This window comes from Solidesulfovibrio sp. DCME, from assembly GCF_049995385.1.
Lineage (GTDB): Bacteria > Desulfobacterota > Desulfovibrionia > Desulfovibrionales > Desulfovibrionaceae > Solidesulfovibrio.
In genome coordinates this window covers 1,715,203-1,729,467 of record NZ_CP188261.1, presented here as the reverse complement: position 1 = coordinate 1,729,467, position 14,265 = coordinate 1,715,203, and the positions used below count along the sequence as shown (strand labels likewise).

General features: G+C 68.3%; 13 protein-coding genes. 2 read left to right on the top strand and 11 right to left on the bottom strand.

Going from position 1 to position 14,265, the window contains the following annotated elements:
- Window positions 1–5 precede the first annotated feature (5 nt).
- The 10 genes from ACP59X_RS07470 to mraZ are packed head-to-tail and all read right to left on the bottom strand — an operon-like array spanning window position 6 to window position 11,495.
- A complete protein-coding gene (locus ACP59X_RS07470; RefSeq protein ID WP_428567187.1) occupies window positions 6–1,115 on the bottom strand; it encodes a UDP-N-acetylglucosamine--N-acetylmuramyl-(pentapeptide) pyrophosphoryl-undecaprenol N-acetylglucosamine transferase in 1,110 nt (369 codons plus the stop codon).
- Complete coding sequence (gene ftsW / locus ACP59X_RS07465; protein ID WP_428567180.1) at window positions 1,112–2,239, bottom strand: putative lipid II flippase FtsW; 1,128 nt, start codon at window positions 2,237–2,239, stop codon at window positions 1,112–1,114. The genes ACP59X_RS07470 and ftsW overlap by 4 nt, the downstream gene beginning before the upstream one ends.
- A complete protein-coding gene (gene murD, locus ACP59X_RS07460; protein ID WP_428567177.1) occupies window positions 2,236–3,564 on the bottom strand; it encodes a UDP-N-acetylmuramoyl-L-alanine--D-glutamate ligase in 1,329 nt (442 codons plus the stop codon). The genes ftsW and murD overlap by 4 nt, the downstream gene beginning before the upstream one ends.
- A 9-nt stretch (window positions 3,565–3,573) precedes the next feature.
- On the bottom strand, window positions 3,574–4,650 hold the full coding sequence (mraY, locus tag ACP59X_RS07455; protein ID WP_428567173.1) for a phospho-N-acetylmuramoyl-pentapeptide-transferase: 1,077 nt from the start codon (window positions 4,648–4,650) through the stop codon (window positions 3,574–3,576).
- A complete protein-coding gene (locus ACP59X_RS07450) occupies window positions 4,647–6,047 on the bottom strand; it encodes a UDP-N-acetylmuramoyl-tripeptide--D-alanyl-D-alanine ligase (protein ID WP_428567170.1) in 1,401 nt (466 codons plus the stop codon). Before ACP59X_RS07450 ends, mraY begins: the two co-directional genes overlap by 4 nt.
- On the bottom strand, window positions 6,038–7,495 hold the full coding sequence (locus ACP59X_RS07445; RefSeq protein WP_428567167.1) for a UDP-N-acetylmuramoyl-L-alanyl-D-glutamate--2,6-diaminopimelate ligase: 1,458 nt from the start codon (window positions 7,493–7,495) through the stop codon (window positions 6,038–6,040). The genes ACP59X_RS07450 and ACP59X_RS07445 overlap by 10 nt, the downstream gene beginning before the upstream one ends.
- A 19-nt stretch (window positions 7,496–7,514) precedes the next feature.
- On the bottom strand, window positions 7,515–9,566 hold the full coding sequence (locus ACP59X_RS07440) for a penicillin-binding transpeptidase domain-containing protein (RefSeq protein WP_428567164.1): 2,052 nt from the start codon (window positions 9,564–9,566) through the stop codon (window positions 7,515–7,517).
- A gap of 17 nt (window positions 9,567–9,583) precedes the next feature.
- Window positions 9,584–10,048 (bottom strand): hypothetical protein, encoded by a 465-nt coding sequence (locus ACP59X_RS07435; RefSeq protein WP_428567161.1) that lies wholly within the window; start codon window positions 10,046–10,048, stop codon window positions 9,584–9,586.
- Between the two features lie 25 nt (window positions 10,049–10,073).
- The gene (gene rsmH / locus ACP59X_RS07430; protein ID WP_428567158.1) at window positions 10,074–11,027 is read right to left on the bottom strand and encodes a 16S rRNA (cytosine(1402)-N(4))-methyltransferase RsmH; all 954 of its coding nucleotides are present in this window, start codon (window positions 11,025–11,027) and stop codon (window positions 10,074–10,076) included.
- A 9-nt stretch (window positions 11,028–11,036) separates the two neighbouring features.
- On the bottom strand, window positions 11,037–11,495 hold the full coding sequence (mraZ, locus tag ACP59X_RS07425; protein WP_428567155.1) for a division/cell wall cluster transcriptional repressor MraZ: 459 nt from the start codon (window positions 11,493–11,495) through the stop codon (window positions 11,037–11,039).
- A 377-nt stretch (window positions 11,496–11,872) separates the two neighbouring features.
- Between mraZ and ACP59X_RS07420 the strand changes: the two genes are divergently transcribed.
- A complete protein-coding gene (locus tag ACP59X_RS07420; RefSeq protein WP_428567152.1) occupies window positions 11,873–12,883 on the top strand; it encodes an HD-GYP domain-containing protein in 1,011 nt (336 codons plus the stop codon).
- A gap of 223 nt (window positions 12,884–13,106) precedes the next feature.
- Here ACP59X_RS07420 and ACP59X_RS07415 read toward each other — a convergent pair whose 3' ends face one another.
- Window positions 13,107–13,586 (bottom strand): CBS domain-containing protein, encoded by a 480-nt coding sequence (locus ACP59X_RS07415; protein ID WP_428567148.1) that lies wholly within the window; start codon window positions 13,584–13,586, stop codon window positions 13,107–13,109.
- Between the two features lie 177 nt (window positions 13,587–13,763).
- Between ACP59X_RS07415 and ACP59X_RS07410 the strand changes: the two genes are divergently transcribed.
- Window positions 13,764–14,255: a CreA family protein gene (locus tag ACP59X_RS07410; RefSeq protein WP_428567146.1), complete on the top strand. Its 492-nt coding sequence runs from the start codon at window positions 13,764–13,766 to the stop codon at window positions 14,253–14,255.
- The last annotated feature ends 10 nt before the right edge of the window (window positions 14,256–14,265 follow it).

Here is a 14,265-nt window from a genome sequence, read left to right as displayed (position 1 = left end):
CATGGTCATTTCGCGCCTCCCTTGGACGCGGCCAGTTGCAGCAGCGCCGTGGCCACGGCGTCGGCGGCCTGGGGCAAGGCAGCGGCGGCCGAGGCCCGGGCCATGGCCCCCAGGCGCGCGGTGTCGTTTAAAAGCCCGATGACCAGTGCGGCCAGGTCGTGGCCGGGCAGGTCCTTCTGGGCCACGACCACGGCCGCCCCGGCCCGGCGCAGGTAATCGGCGTTGACGGACTGGTGGTCGTGGGTGGCGAAGGGAAAGGGGATCAGCAGGCACGGCTTGCCGGCGGCCGTGGCCTCGGCCAGGGTGGTGGCCCCGGCCCGGGCCAGGACGAGGTCGGCGAAGCCGTAGGCTTCGGCCATGTCCTCGATGAAATTCTCCAGGATAAACCGCGGCCCGCCCGGGACTTCGGGACGGGCGGCCATGATGGCGGCGGCCCGGTCGCGCATGCGCTCGAAATCGGCCCGGCCGACCTGAAGCCTTACGGTGACGCCGGCATCGAGGAGTGCGGGCAGGCTGTCGGCCACGGCGTCGTTTATGGCCCGGGCGCCCTGGCTGCCGCCGAGCACGAGCAGGTTTTTCCCCTGCCCTTGGGGCTTGACGCCGCGGCTTGCGGCGATGCCGCCCCGGATGGGGTTGCCCAGGCGTTCGGTCTTGCCGGCCGGGAAGGCGCCGCCCTCGTCGGGGTAGGTGACGAACACGCGGTTCACGAAGCGGCCCAGAATCTTGTTGGTCACGCCGGGGACGCTATTTTGCTCCTGGATGGCCGTGGGAATGCCCATGATGGTGGCCGCGGCCACGGGAATGAAGCCGGCGTAGCCGCCAAAGCCGGCCACCACGTCGGGGCGGTTACGCGAAAAGAGCCCCACGGCCAGGCCAAAGGCCCGCAGCATCCAAAACGGTGCGGCCAAGGCCCGTATCCCCCGGCCGAAGACGCCGCTGGCCGGCAAACCGACAAAGGGCAGGCCGGCCTTGGTGGCCAGCGCCCCTTCCGGGCCCTGGCCGCCGACGAAAAGCACCTCGGCTTCGGGGCAACGGGCGCGCAGGGCCTCGGCCACGGCCAGGGCCGGAAAGATGTGGCCCCCGGTGCCGCCCGTACTCAGCACGATGCGCGTCATGTCCGCACGCTCCGCGACAGGTTGAGGAGGATGCCCACGCACAGGAAACAGGCCAGCAGGTTGGAGCCGCCATAGCTCAAAAACGGCATGGCCACGCCCTTGGGCGGCACGCAGCCCAGCACCACGGCCAGGTTGAGGATAAACCCGAGCCCGAGCACCAGGGCCATGCCGTAGGCCGTGAAGCGGTCGCGCAGGTCGTCCTGGGCCAGGGCCACCTTGAAGGAACGCCACAGCAGGATGCCGATGCACAAAAAGACGATGGAGATGCCGATAAAGCCCAGCTCCTCGCCGAGCACGGCCATGATGAAGTCGTTGTGGGCCTCGGGCAGGTAGAACAGCTTCTGCTTGCCGGCGCCGAAGCCCGCCCCGGCGATGCCGCCCGAACCGAAGGCGTAGAAGGACTGGACGAGCTGGTAACCGACGTTTTGCGGGTCCTTGAAGGGATCGAGAAAGGCGAACCAGCGCTTGAACCGGTAGGGCGAGGAGGCGATGAGAAGCCCCATGGCCCCGACGCCGAACAGCATGGACACGGCCAGGTAGGTCAGGCGCGTGCCGCCGACCAGGCTCATGAGGAAAAAGAGCATGCCGAGGAAAACCGCGCCGCCGAAATCGGGTTGCAGCAGCAAAATAAGCCCCAAAAACCCGGTGACCATGACCGGCGGGATGAACCCCACGGAAAAGGAGCGCACGAGCTTTTGCTTCTGGCTGAAGAAATAGGCCAGGTACATGACCAGCACCACCTTGGCCAGCTCCATGGGCTGCAAGGTGGCCGGCCCCAGGTGCATCCACCGCCGGGCGCCGCCGGCCTTGACGGAAAAGGGCGGCACGAGCGTGAGCACGAGCAGGCCGATGATGGCGAACAGCCAGAGGTAGACCGGGCCGTGGAGGATCTTGCGCGGCATGTAGGCGCAAATGGTCATGAGCCCGAGGCTCACGAAGGCGAACAGGGCCTGGCGCTGGAAGAAATAGTAGCGGTTGCCGTTTAAGCGCTCGGCCATGACCCCACTCGAGGAAAAGACCATGACCAGCCCCAGGCCGGCCAGCAGCAGGGCCGCGCCCAGAAGCCACAGGTCGAACTGGCCGGATTGCTTGGTTTCGGCCGTGGCCACGCGCAGCTTGCTCATGCCGTCTCCCCCGCCTGGCTGGCGGTTTTCCGGGGCAGGTCGGCGAACACCCGCTGGAAATCGCGGCCCCGGGCCTTGTAGCCGTCGTAGAGGTCGAAGCTGGCCGTGGCCGGGGATAAAAGGACCACGTCGCCGGGCCGGGCCTCGGCATACAGCCGCATCATGGCCGCTTCCAGGGTCGGTTCGTGAAAAAGCGGCAGCGCTCCCGCCCAGGCCGCCTCGAAGACCTCGCGGCTGGCGCCAAAAAGGCCGACCCCGGCCACCTTTTCCCGCATAAGCGGCAAAAGCGCCGCCAGGTCGCCGCCCTTGAACACGCCGCCGCACAGCAGGCGCACAGGGCGCTCGAAGCTGCGAATGGCCGCCTCCATGGCCGCCACGGTGGTGGCCTTGGAATCGTCCACGAACAGCACCCCGCCCTTCTCGCCGATGACCTGCAAACGGTGCGGGGCCGGCACGAAGGTATCGAAGGCGGCCTTGGCCATCTCCTCGGTCACGCCGAACGGCGCGGCGGCGAGGAAGGCGGCTTCCATGTCGTGGTGGTTGTGGGCGCCGATCAGCCGCCGGCAGGCGAAGCGGCCCGTGGCCGTAAACCAGGTGGTTTGGGCCTTGGTGAAGGCGCGCCCGGCCAGGGTCTGGCGCAGTTCCTCGGGCACGATGGCCAGGTCGTCGGGGCGCTGGGCGGCGAAGATCCTGAGCTTGGCGTCCAGGTACTCGTCCAGGGTCTCGTGCCAGTCCAGGTGGTTGGGGGCGAAATTCAAAAGCACGGCCACGCGGGGGCGGAAGGTGCGCGTGAGCTGCAACTGGAAGCTCGACACCTCGAGGACGACCACGTCGGCGGTGTCGCCGGAAAGGACGTATTCGGACAGGGGCGTGCCGATGTTGCCGCCGGTGAAGACCTTGTTGCCGGCCGCTTCGAGCAGGTGGCTTACGAGCATGACCGTGGTGGTCTTGCCGTTGGAGCCGGTGACGGCGATGACGGGTTCGGCCACGAACCAGGAGGCCAGTTCCAGTTCGGACAGGACCTGGGCGCCGGGGCAGGCGGCCAGGCAGTCGGCCAGCCCCGCCGCCCGGATGCCGGGGGAGAGCACGACCATGTCCGCGCCGGCGAAATCGGCCGGGCCGTGCTCGCCCAGGCGCAGGTCGTAACCGGCCGTGGCCGCTTCCTCGCGAAAAGCATCGCTTACGGCCTGGGCGTTTTTCTCCAGAAACCGCACGCTCGCGCCCAGGCGCGCCAGGAGCCTGGCCGCCGACCGGCCCGAGGCGCCGGCCCCCACGACCACGCAGAGATGCCCGCGCAGTTGATCGGAATGGAGCATGTCGGACATGGAGGCCGCCTACCGGAGTTTGAGGGTGGAAAGCCCCACCAGGGCGAGCAGGATGGAGAGGATCCAGAAGCGAATGATGATCTTCGATTCCGGCACGCCCATGAGCTCGAAATGGTGGTGCAACGGGGCCATGCGGAAAATCCGCTTGCCGCCGGTCATCTTGAAATAGCCGACCTGCAGGATGACCGAGACCGTCTCGGCCACGTACAGGCCGCCGACGACGATGAGCAGCAGTTCCTGCTTGCACAAAAGCGCGATGAACCCGAGCGCCCCGCCAAGGGACAGGGAGCCGACGTCGCCCATGAAAATCTGGGCCGGATAGGCGTTGAACCACAAAAACCCGAGCCCGGCCCCGACCATGGCCCCGCAGAAAACCGTGACCTCGCCCACGCCGGACACGGGCATGACTTGCAGGTAGCGGGCCATCTGGGCGTGGCCGGCCACGTAGACGAAAAGCGAGAACATGGCCGCGTTGACGATCATGGGCCCGATGGCCAGGCCGTCCAGGCCGTCGGTGAGGTTGACGGCGTTGCTGGCCGCGATCATCACCAGCATGGCAAAGGGAAAGTAGGCCCAGCCGAGGTCGGGGTTGATGTGCTTGAAAAAGGGCACGGCCAGGCGGGTGGAATATTCGGGGTCGGACAGCAGCACGGCGGCGGCGATGCCCGAGACGATGAGCTGGCCCAGGAGCTTGCCCTTGGCCGACAGCCCCTTGTTCTGCTTCTTGACCACCTTGGCGTGGTCGTCGACGAAGCCCAGGCCGCCGAAGCCCAGAAAGACGAAAATGGTCATCCAGACGTATTCGTTGGCCAGGTCGCCCCATAAAAGGACGCTGACCAGGATGCAAAAGGCGATGAGCAGGCCGCCCATGGTGGGCGTGCCGGCCTTGCGCTGGTGGGCGGTCACGTCCTCGTGGATGTACTGGCCGTACTTGAGGCGGGTCAGCCAGCGGATGAACCGCGGCCCGAAGACGATGGACAGGACCAAGGCGGTCAAAAGCGCCGCGATCGACCGAAACGTGATGTAACGGAAGACGTTTAGGGCGCTCAAGTGGGCCGCGAGCGGCACCAGCAGGTAATAGATCATGCCTTGGGGTCCTTCTGGATGCTCTGGGTGAAGGCGGCCAGGTATTCCTCCATGCGCATGGAGCGCGAGCCCTTGAACAGGAAGACACCGCAATCGAGGCCCATGGGGGCCGCGGCCTCGACAAAGGCGTCGGGGCTGTCGACCACGGCGAACCGGCCGGCATACCCGGCCCGGGTCAGCCCCGAGGCCACGGCGTCGGCGTGGCTGCCATGGAAAAACACGGCCTTGGCCCCGCTTTTGCCGGCCACTTCACCCAGGGTGTTGTGCTCGTCCACGGCGTGGGCGCCCATCTCGCGCATTTCTCCAAGCACCAGCACCAGCGGCTTGTCCCTGGCCGTCTCGGCGGCGGCGGCGATGGCCCGGCGCATGGACAGCGGGTTGGCGTTGTAGGTGTCGTCGATGAGGGTGAAGCAGCCCTGGCGGCGGCAGAAAAAGCGCTGTTCGGGGATGACGGCGGTTTGCAGGCCGGCGGTGATGTGCTTTTCGCCGGCGCCCAGGATGTGGGCGGCGGCGGCGGCGGCCAGGATGTTCTCGGCGAAATGGCCGCCGGTCAGCGGCGTTTCGACTTCCAGTTCCAGATCCCCGAGCTTGAGGAAGAACATCCCCCGGCCCTCGGGCAAGGCGCCCAGGTATTTGGCCCGGTAGGGCGCCGGCTGGCCCTTGGTGGACAGGCCCCGCACGCGCGGGCAGGCGGCCTTGGCCGCTTCCCACAGTTCGGGGTAGTCCATGGAGGCGAGCGCCACGCCGCCGGGGCGCAGGGACCGCAACAGCACCGTCTTCTCGGCGGCCACCCCGGCCACGTCGCCCAGGGCCTCCAGGTGGGCCGGGCCGACGTTGTGGATGACGGCGATGTCCGGCTCGGCGATGGCGGCCAGGGGGGCCATCTCGCCCGGGGCGGAGATGCCGAGCTCCATGACCCAGAAGGCGTCGGTTTCCGAGGCTTCGAGCATGGACAGGGGCAGGCCGATGCGATTGTTGTAATTCTTGTAGTTTTTCGCCGTGGGGCCAACTTTGGCCAGGATGGCGGCGGTGAGTTCCTTGACCGTGGTCTTGCCGGCCGAACCGGTGACGGCCACGAGCCTGGCCCCGGCCCGCTCGCGCCAGGCCCGGGCCAGGCGGCCCAGGGCGGCCACGGTGTCGCGCACCAAAAGCACGGGCGTGCCCTCGGGCAGGCCGGCGAGCGGCCGGTCGGCCAGCACGGCGGCGGCACCCTTGGCCACGGCCTCGGCGGCGAAATGGTGGCCATCCAGGCGGGAGCCGGGCACGCACACGAACAGGCAACCGGGGATCACGGCCCGGCTGTCGATGCGCACGGCCTCGATGGCGGGATTGCCCCGTTCCCCCACGTCGCCGACGGCGCCCGTGGCCGTGAGTATATCGGAGAGGGTCATGCGCATCCGGTAAGCTCCCTGACCACGGCGGCGTCGGAAAAGGGGTACTTCACGTCGCCGATCTGCTGATAGGTTTCATGCCCTTTGCCGGCGATGACCAGCACGTCCTCGGGATGCATTTCACTGAGGGCCAGCTCGATGGCCCGGCGGCGGTCCGGTTCGAGGATGGCCCGGCGAGCCTTGGCCAGGCCCGGCTTGGCGTCGGCCATGATGGCCAGCGGCTCCTCGTGGCGGGGGTTGTCGGAGGTCAAAACGGCCACGTCGGCGAAGCGGGCCACGGCGGCGGCCATACGCGGCCGTTTGGTCCGGTCGCGATCGCCGCCGCAGCCGAAAACGACGTAAAGCCGGCCGGGCGTGAATTCCCTGGCGGCGGCAAGCACGTTTTCCAGGGCGTCGGGGGTGTGGGCGTAATCGACCAGCACGGTGAGGCCGGCCGGATTGGGGATGCGTTCGAGCCGCCCCGGCGCGCCGTGGCAATCGGCCAGGCTGGCGAAGGTTTCGGCCGGAAGCTTCAAGGCCAGGGCCAGGCCCATGGCGGCCAGGATGTTGGCGGCGTTGTGGCGTCCGGGCATGGGCGAGGCCACCTCGAAGGCGGCGTCGCCGAAGCTCGCGCCGACCACGATCCCCTCGCGGCCGTGTTCGCGCAGCGTGCCGGCCAAAAGCCGCCGAAAGCCCAGGGGCGGCCGGGTCAGGCCGTACCCGATGGCCTGGGGGAATTCGCGCAGCAAGCGCTCGCCGTAGGGGTCGTCGAAATTGAGCACCGCCGTGGCCGGGTCGGGGAGGCAGCCGCGGAAAAGCCGGGCCTTGGCCGCGAAATACGCCTCCATGTCCTTGTGGTAGTCCAGGTGGTCCTGGGTCAGGTTGGTGAAGGCGGCGGCGGCGAAGGAAATCCCGGCCAGGCGGTCCTGGTCCAGGGCGTGGGAGGAGGCCTCCATGACGGCCAGGTCGCAACCGGCCCCGGCCATGGCGGCCAGGTGTTCGTGGATGGTCAGGCAGTCGGGCGTGGTGAGGGCGGCGTCGCGGGAAAAGCCGGGCCAGCGGTAGGCGACCGTGCCGAGCACGCCGACTTTCCTGCCCGCGGCCGTGGCCAGGCGTTCGACGAGGTAGCTGACCGTGGTCTTGCCGTTGGTGCCGGTCACGGCCACCACGGGCATGGCCATGCGGTCCGTGCCGTAGCGCGCCCCGGCCAGGGCGCCCAGGGCGGCCCGGGGATCGTCCACGGTCACGAGCCTGCCCGTGGCCCCGGCCGGCAGCGCGGTGCCCTGGGCGGCCACGACATAGGCCGCGCCGCGCGCCAGGGCGTCGGGCACGAACCGGGCGCCGTCGGCCACCGTGCCGGCGGCGGCCACGAACACCCCGCCCGGTACGACCTTGGCCGAATGCCCGGCCACGGGCACGCCGCCGGCCCGCACCGTTTCGAGCAGCGTCAAAAATCCCCTGTCTTGCCTGTCCATCGTCATCCTCGCCTGGTCCTCAGGAGGGCCGGGAAAGCCACAGCACGAATTCTTTCTTGTTGTCGCCCGGCCAGGGCGCGCCCGGGGCCGGACTCTGCTTGTTCACGATGAGCCCCTGGCCTTCCAGGCGCGGGACAATGCCCTTTTGCACGAGAATTTCAATGGCCCGGCGCAGGGGCATGCCGGAAAAGTTCGGCACGGCATGCACCTCCACGGTCTTGACTTCCGTGGGCGTCGACTGGGCGATCTCCATGATCTCCTTGTCGGCGACCGAGAGGGCCTTGGACGCGTCGGCCTGGGCCCGGGCCGCCGGGGTCGCCGAGGCCGCGGGCGGGACGGCGGGGGCGGCGGCACCGTCGGCCAACTGCACGCTTTCGGGCATGCGGCCGAGGTAGGACAGCGTGCGCAGGGTGATCTCCCGCACGGCCGGCGCGGCGACGACCCCGCCGTAGTGGCTCGGTTCGGGTTCGTCAACCATGACCATGACGATGTACTCCGGGGAAATGGCCGGCACGAAGGAGACGAAGGAGCCGAGGTATTTGTTGCCGTAGCCGCCGTGGGGGCCGGCCTTCTGGGCGGTGCCGGTCTTGCCGCCGATCTCCAGGCCCGGGATGCGGGCCGTGCGGCCGGTGCCGTGCTCCTCGTGGACGACCTCGCGCATCATGCGCTGGACGGTGCGGCTGACATCGACGTCGAAGACGCGGTAGGGCGCGCGCTTGGCCTGGGCGTCCTCGGGTTCGGCCACGAGCCGCAGGGGCTTGTAGACGCCGTCGTTGGCCAGGATCAGGAAGGCCTGGGCCAGCTGGGCCGGGGTGACGGCCACGCCCTGGCCGAAGGACTGGGTGGCCAGGTCCAGGGGCGACCAGGCCTTGAGCGGCCGCAAAAGCCCCTTGCCCTCGCCGGAGATGGGCAGGCCGGTGGGCCGGCCGAAGCCGAGCTTCTCGAAATAGGCGTGCAGGCGCGGCGAACCGAGCTGCAGGCCGATCTTGGCCGCGCCGATGTTGCTCGAGACCCGCACGATCATGTTGACGGGCAGCACGCCGTAGGAGTGGGTGTCCTTGATGACGCGGTTGGCGAAGGCGAACTTGCCGTTTTCGCAGTTAAACGTCGAGGTGGGCCTCACCACCCGCTCCTGGAGGGCGGCGGCCACGAGCAGGGGCTTCATGGTGGAGCCGGGCTCGAACACGTCCAGGGCGGCGTGGTTGCGGGCGACGCGGGGGCTGATGCCCCGGCCGACGTTGGGGTTGAAGAAGGGGTAGTTGGCCATGGCCAGAACCTCGCCCGTGGGCACGTGGACCACGATGGCCGTGCCGGCCTTGGCGTTGTTGGCCGTGACGGCTTTTTCCAGCTCCTCCTCGGCGAAAAACTGGATCTGGGAGTCGATGGTCAGCCGCACGCCGTGGCCGTTGATGTCGGCCAGCTCCCGGCCCTGGGAATCGAAGAAGAAGCGGCGGCCCGAGGCGTCGCGCTGGACCACGTACTTGGCCTGGCGGCCCGTCAGGCGCGTATCGAAGGCCTTTTCCATGCCCTCCAGGCCCACGTCGCCGACGCCGACAAAGCCCATCAACTGGCTGGCCAGGTGGCCGTTGGGATAAAACCGGGCGTATTCCTTGCTGAAATAGACCCCGGGCAGACTCGCTTCCCGGATGCGGGCGGCGGTGCGGTCCCCGACCCGCCAGGACAGATAGACCATGGAGGAGTTGCTGGTCAGCTTCTGCCGGACGCGCTGTTCCTTCATGCGCAGGACCTTGGCCAGAAACGCGGCCGTCCTGTCCGGGTCGGTCACTTCCCTGGGCCGCACGAACAGGGCCTCGCATTCGACGCTTTTGGCCAAAAGACGGCCGCCCCGGTCGTAGATCTCGCCCCGGGCGCCCTTGTCCACTTCCGAGGCCAAGTGTTGCCTGATGGCCTTTTCGGCCAGCTCCGGCCCGGCCACGATCTGGAGGTAGCCGGCCCGGGACCACAGCCCCAGCCAGGCCAGACAGAAAAAGACGCCCACACAGGTGAGCTTGACCCGGCTCCAGTCCCTGACGGTGGCCTGTTGCCGGTCGGCGGCGGTTGCGGCGCGCATGTCCTCCCCTTGCCCGATCAGTTGGTGGGAGCCGCTTCCGGCGCTTTCGCCTCGGCCGGCGCCTTGGACGGGGCCTTGGGCGCACCGGCGGACTTGGCCGACGCCTTGGCGCCGGCCGGGCGGGTTTCGGACGGGCCCTTGGCGCCGCCCTTGGCCTTGCCATCCTCCGCGGCGGCGACCAGGGGCGAAGCCTCGATTTCGCCGGAAGCCGCCACGCGGCGGATCTGGCCGGGCCGGGCCGGGCCGAGGCCGTATTCGCGCGCCACCTCGCGCAGCCGGCCCGGGGTGATGAGCGTGTTGCGCTCCACCTCGAGCTTGGCGGACAGGGACTCGATCTCGTCGATCTGGCGCTGCATCTTGTTGAGCTCGTAGGCCAGGTCAACCCGTTCGATATTGAGCCACACGAGCCCCAGGCCGAAGACCAGCAGCAAGACCAGGCTAAACGCCATGGATATGGCCCATTCCCTCGAGAGCGTGCCCATCTCCCCTCCTTCGCTCGATCCTCGATCAATCCGGCAGCCGCTCGGCCACCCGCAGCTTGGCGCTTCGCGCCCGCGAATTGGCGGCCACTTCGGCCTCCCCGGCCATGACGGGCTTTTTGGTCAGGATGCGCAGGCGGGCCTTGTGGCCGCACACGCACACGATCTGTTCGCGCGGGCACAGGCAATCCGTCGCCTCGTGGCGAAAGGCCCGCTTGACCAGCCTGTCTTCCAGGGAATGGAAGGAGATGACGGCCACCCGCCCCCCTGTGGCGAGATGACCGGGAATGGCCCGCAAGAACTCCTCCAACTCCCCAAGCTCGTCATTGACCGCCATGCGCAAGGCCTGGAACGTGCGGGTGGCCGGGTGCTGCCTGGCCGTGGCCCGCCATTTGGCCGGGTACGCCGCCGCCACCACCTCGGCCAGGCGGCCGGTGGTGGTGATGGCGGCCTTTTCCCGGGCGGCGACGATGGCCCGGGCGATCCGCCCGGCCTGCGGGTCCTCGCCGTAGTCGCGGATGAGGTCCCGCAACCGGGCGAAGGAGGCCAGGTTGACCAGCCCTTCGGCGCTTTCGCCGCCGTCCTCGGCCCCCATGCGCATGTCCAGGGGGCCGTCGTGCGTAAACCCGAAGCCGCGCTCCGGGTCGTCGAGCTGCAAGGAGGACACCCCCGCGTCCAGCAATGCCGCGTCGACCTTCTCCCACCCCGCCTCGGCCAGGGCCGCCGGGAACCGGCTAAACGGCGCGCGTACCAGGCGCACCCGTTCGCCGTATGCCTCCAACCGCCGCCCGGCCTCGTCCAGGGCCTCCCTGTCCCTGTCGAGCCCGAGCAGCCAGGCATCGCCCCCGGCCGCTTCGAGCATCCCCCGGCAGTGCCCGCCAAGCCCTGTCGTGGCGTCCAAAATTTTCATGCCCGGCCGGATGGCCAGATACTCGAGGACCTCGTCGAGCAGGACCGGGACATGCACGGGTTCGGACAACATCAGCCGAGCCTAGAGCCTGATCGAAACGCCCAGTTCGGCCAAGGCCGCCAGGTCGGCGTCGATGCGCAGGCCCACCTGCCGCCGGCGCTCCTCGAACTTGCCCTGGTTCCAGATTTCGAACTTCTCCCCCACCCCGGCCAGCACCAGCTCCTTGTCCAGGTCGGCGAAGCTGCGCAGGTACGGCGGAATGAGGATGCGCCCCTGCTTGTCCACGGTCACTTCCATGGCCCCGGAGATGAGGAAGCGTTCCAGGTCCCGGATGCGCGGATCGAGCTTGTTGCCCTCCTTGAAGCTTGCCTCCACCTCCTCCCAGGCGGGCATGGGGTAGCCGCTGACGGCGCCGTCGAAGTTGTTGGTGAGCATGATCCGGCCGTCGGGCACGTGACGAAAGACCTCCTCCCGGTACTCGGGTGGCAGCATCAGGCGACCCTTGGGGTCCAGGCTGCGGTAGGAATGCCCTCGAAACACGTTCCCTCGATGCGGCGGCTCACCACTTCTTACCACCTTTTCCCACATTTTCTCCATCAATAGCCCTGGGGTGTCAAGCCAAAACCACGAGGCCCGGCAATCCCGGTCAAGGGCCACAGCCATCCGCCCAGAATCGCGGGACAAAGGGTCGATCGCCCCGGCCGGACCGGGAAGTGGGACGAGGCCGGTGCCTGACGGCGGCGCGGCCTGGCCGGGCACCAATCGCCCGGCGCGGCCTCGGGTTTGTGGGAGCCAAGTCTTGCCAGAATTGGCTGGAGTCCGTAAGGAGGTACAAAGTCTGGTAAAATTATCGGGATTGGCCCGCCGGTCGATTCGACTCGGGCCGACGAAGGTTCACGGATTCGCGGAAGGACAGCATGCGCGACAGGACGACCATCGATATACCGGCGGGGCTGGAGGAAGAGTACTACCAGATAAACCCCGAAATCCTGCACAGCTTCAGCAAATTCCGCCCACCGCTCAATATCTACCGCTTCCTTGAGCCGGTCGGCCGCCTGGCGCAATATTACAAGGTCGGGGACCGCCTGACCAAGGAACAGACCCTGGAACTGGCGGAACTGGTGTCCCAGGGCGTCATTTTCGTTTCCCGGGCCGACCATGCCGTCTACGTCAAGCACATCAGCTACCAGCTCGACCTGGTCCTGCTCGACAAGCACCTGACCGAATCCGAGATCGCCGACATCTTCCAGATCGCCCTGACCCGGCGCATGGAGGCCTTTTTCGACCAGCCGGTGCGGCTTGTCTTCGACAAGGTGCGCGAGGACGCGCTGGTGCTGACCGAATACGTCTGGGAGGATTTCCACCGGACCAAGGCCCTGGCCAAGCGGCTGCACGGCGTGCACACCCTGGCCGCCCACGCCGTCAACTGCGCCCTGACCGGGCTGCACCTGTTCGTGAGCGGCCAGCCGGCGACCTTCCGCGAGGGGAGAACCGCCCGTACGGGCCTTGACCGGCTGGTGCTGGGGCTGCTGCTGCACGACCTGGGCATGACCCGGGTGCCGGCGCTCATCCGGGACAAGACCAAGCCGCTTTTGCCCGATGAGATGCAGAAAATCCGCGGCCACACCCTGTCCGGCTACGAGATGCTGGCCCGCCTCGACATCAAGTTCCCGGAGATGGAGCGTTGCGTGGCCGAGCACCACGAGCGCCTGGACGGCTCGGGCTATCCCCAGAAACTGACCGTGGGGGGGATCTCCGAGACGGGGCTGCTGGCCGGGGTGGTGGATTCCTTTTGCGCCATGATCACCAAGCGCATCCACGCCGAGGCCATGGAGCCGCTGGTGGCGGCCAAAAAGCTCCTGGACGACGGCCGGCGCTACCCGGCCGACCTGGTCAAGCGCCTGATCGCCGGCCTGGCCGGAAAATAGGGCCGGCTTCCCACTCGGCTCCCACCGTGGCCGGGTTTCCCCCCGGCGCGCCCCCATGTGTCGGGCCTTGCCGCTGTGCCGGGCCTTTGCCCCCTTGCTTGCGGGGAAAAGCGGCGACCGCCTCGGCCGCCGCTGCCACGACAGGCCTCCGAGCCGCCCTGCGGCCATGCGGCCATGCCCCGCGAGGCGGGTCGCCGCGCTGCGGCGGCCAAAGGCTATCGGGTTATTTCGCCGGCCGGCATTCCGGGCCCAGTTCGCGAAAGATCTCGCCCAGGGGCACGAACCCGAGCAGGCGTTCGCCTTCGAGCACGGCGGCGAAACGGCTGTCGGCCTTGATCATGGCGTCCAGGACCAGGTGCAGGGGATCGGACGGGGCCACGCGCGGGATGTCGCGGCGGGCGGCCTCGCCGGCCTTGCGGGTCATGCAGTGGCGGCAGGCCTCGCGGTAGGTCTCCTCGAAATCGTCGTCACCCAGGCTCGTGCGCAGGCTGGCCTCCAGGGCGCAGTCGTTTAGGTCGCCAAGCAGGGTGCGCAGGCTCACCACGCCCAGGAACCGCCCCCGACGCATGACGGCCACGGCGTCCATGTCCGGGCTTTTTTCCAGATGTTCCCGCAGCTTGTCGGCCACGGCGTCCAGGGGCTCCCCGGCATCGACGGCAATGACGTCGGTGCGCAAGGCGTCGAAGGCGCGTTTGCGAATCATGGTTGCTCTCCGAGGGTGTGGTGCATCGGCAGGGTAACCTCCTTTGGCCCGGCTTGGGAAGGGCGGCGACCGGGGTTTTGCCGGCCCGGGGCGGCCGCGGCGGCTTTTCCTGGCGGGCCGGCCCCTTTTTTCGTATGCTGGCGGCCTTGGCCGTTCGACACCAACCACGAGGTTCGTATGCATTTCGCGCGTCTGCCCAAGCTGGCCAACCTGGCCAACCTGGCCGCCCTGGTCATCCTGGCCGCCCTGGCCACCCTCCTCGCCGCGACCGCCGCCCCGGCCGAGGAGATCGACTGCGTCACCACGGAATGGAAGCTCGTGGGCGCCAACCACAAGGTCTGCGTCAACGCCTTCGACGACCCGGAAGTCCCCTGCGTGACCTGCTACATGAGCCAGGCCCGCACCGGCGGCATCTCCGGCGCCGTGGGCCTGGCCGAGGACCCGTCGGAATTCTCCCTGGACTGCCGGCAGACCTGCGCCGTGGTGTTGCCCGAGAAGTTCCCCAAGAAAAAGAAGGTCTTTTCCGAAGGGACCTCGGTGCTGTTCAAGGACACCGAGGTGACCCGCTTCTTCGACCAGAAGCGCAAGGCCCTGATCTATCTGGCCGTCAGCCGCAAGATCATCTCCGGCTCGCCGAAGAATTCCCTCTCCACCGTGGTCATCCGCTAGCCCGCCGGAC

What these genes read in the sequence shown, in the direction of transcription:
- ACP59X_RS07470 (WP_428567187.1), bottom strand. Translation starts at nt 1,115, where the DNA reads ATGACGCGCATCGTGCTGAGTACGGGCGGCACCGGGGGCCACATCTTT.
- ftsW (WP_428567180.1), bottom strand. Translation starts at nt 2,239, where the DNA reads ATGAGCAAGCTGCGCGTGGCCACGGCCGAAACCAAGCAATCCGGCCAG.
- murD (WP_428567177.1), bottom strand. Translation starts at nt 3,564, where the DNA reads ATGTCCGACATGCTCCATTCCGATCAACTGCGCGGGCATCTCTGCGTG.
- mraY (WP_428567173.1), bottom strand. Translation starts at nt 4,650, where the DNA reads ATGATCTATTACCTGCTGGTGCCGCTCGCGGCCCACTTGAGCGCCCTA.
- ACP59X_RS07450 (WP_428567170.1), bottom strand. Translation starts at nt 6,047, where the DNA reads ATGCGCATGACCCTCTCCGATATACTCACGGCCACGGGCGCCGTCGGC.
- ACP59X_RS07445 (WP_428567167.1), bottom strand. Translation starts at nt 7,495, where the DNA reads ATGGACAGGCAAGACAGGGGATTTTTGACGCTGCTCGAAACGGTGCGG.
- ACP59X_RS07440 (WP_428567164.1), bottom strand. Translation starts at nt 9,566, where the DNA reads ATGCGCGCCGCAACCGCCGCCGACCGGCAACAGGCCACCGTCAGGGAC.
- ACP59X_RS07435 (WP_428567161.1), bottom strand. Translation starts at nt 10,048, where the DNA reads ATGGGCACGCTCTCGAGGGAATGGGCCATATCCATGGCGTTTAGCCTG.
- rsmH (WP_428567158.1), bottom strand. Translation starts at nt 11,027, where the DNA reads ATGTTGTCCGAACCCGTGCATGTCCCGGTCCTGCTCGACGAGGTCCTC.
- ACP59X_RS07420 (WP_428567152.1), top strand. Translation starts at nt 11,873, where the DNA reads ATGCGCGACAGGACGACCATCGATATACCGGCGGGGCTGGAGGAAGAG.
- ACP59X_RS07415 (WP_428567148.1), bottom strand. Translation starts at nt 13,586, where the DNA reads ATGATTCGCAAACGCGCCTTCGACGCCTTGCGCACCGACGTCATTGCC.
- ACP59X_RS07410 (WP_428567146.1), top strand. Translation starts at nt 13,764, where the DNA reads ATGCATTTCGCGCGTCTGCCCAAGCTGGCCAACCTGGCCAACCTGGCC.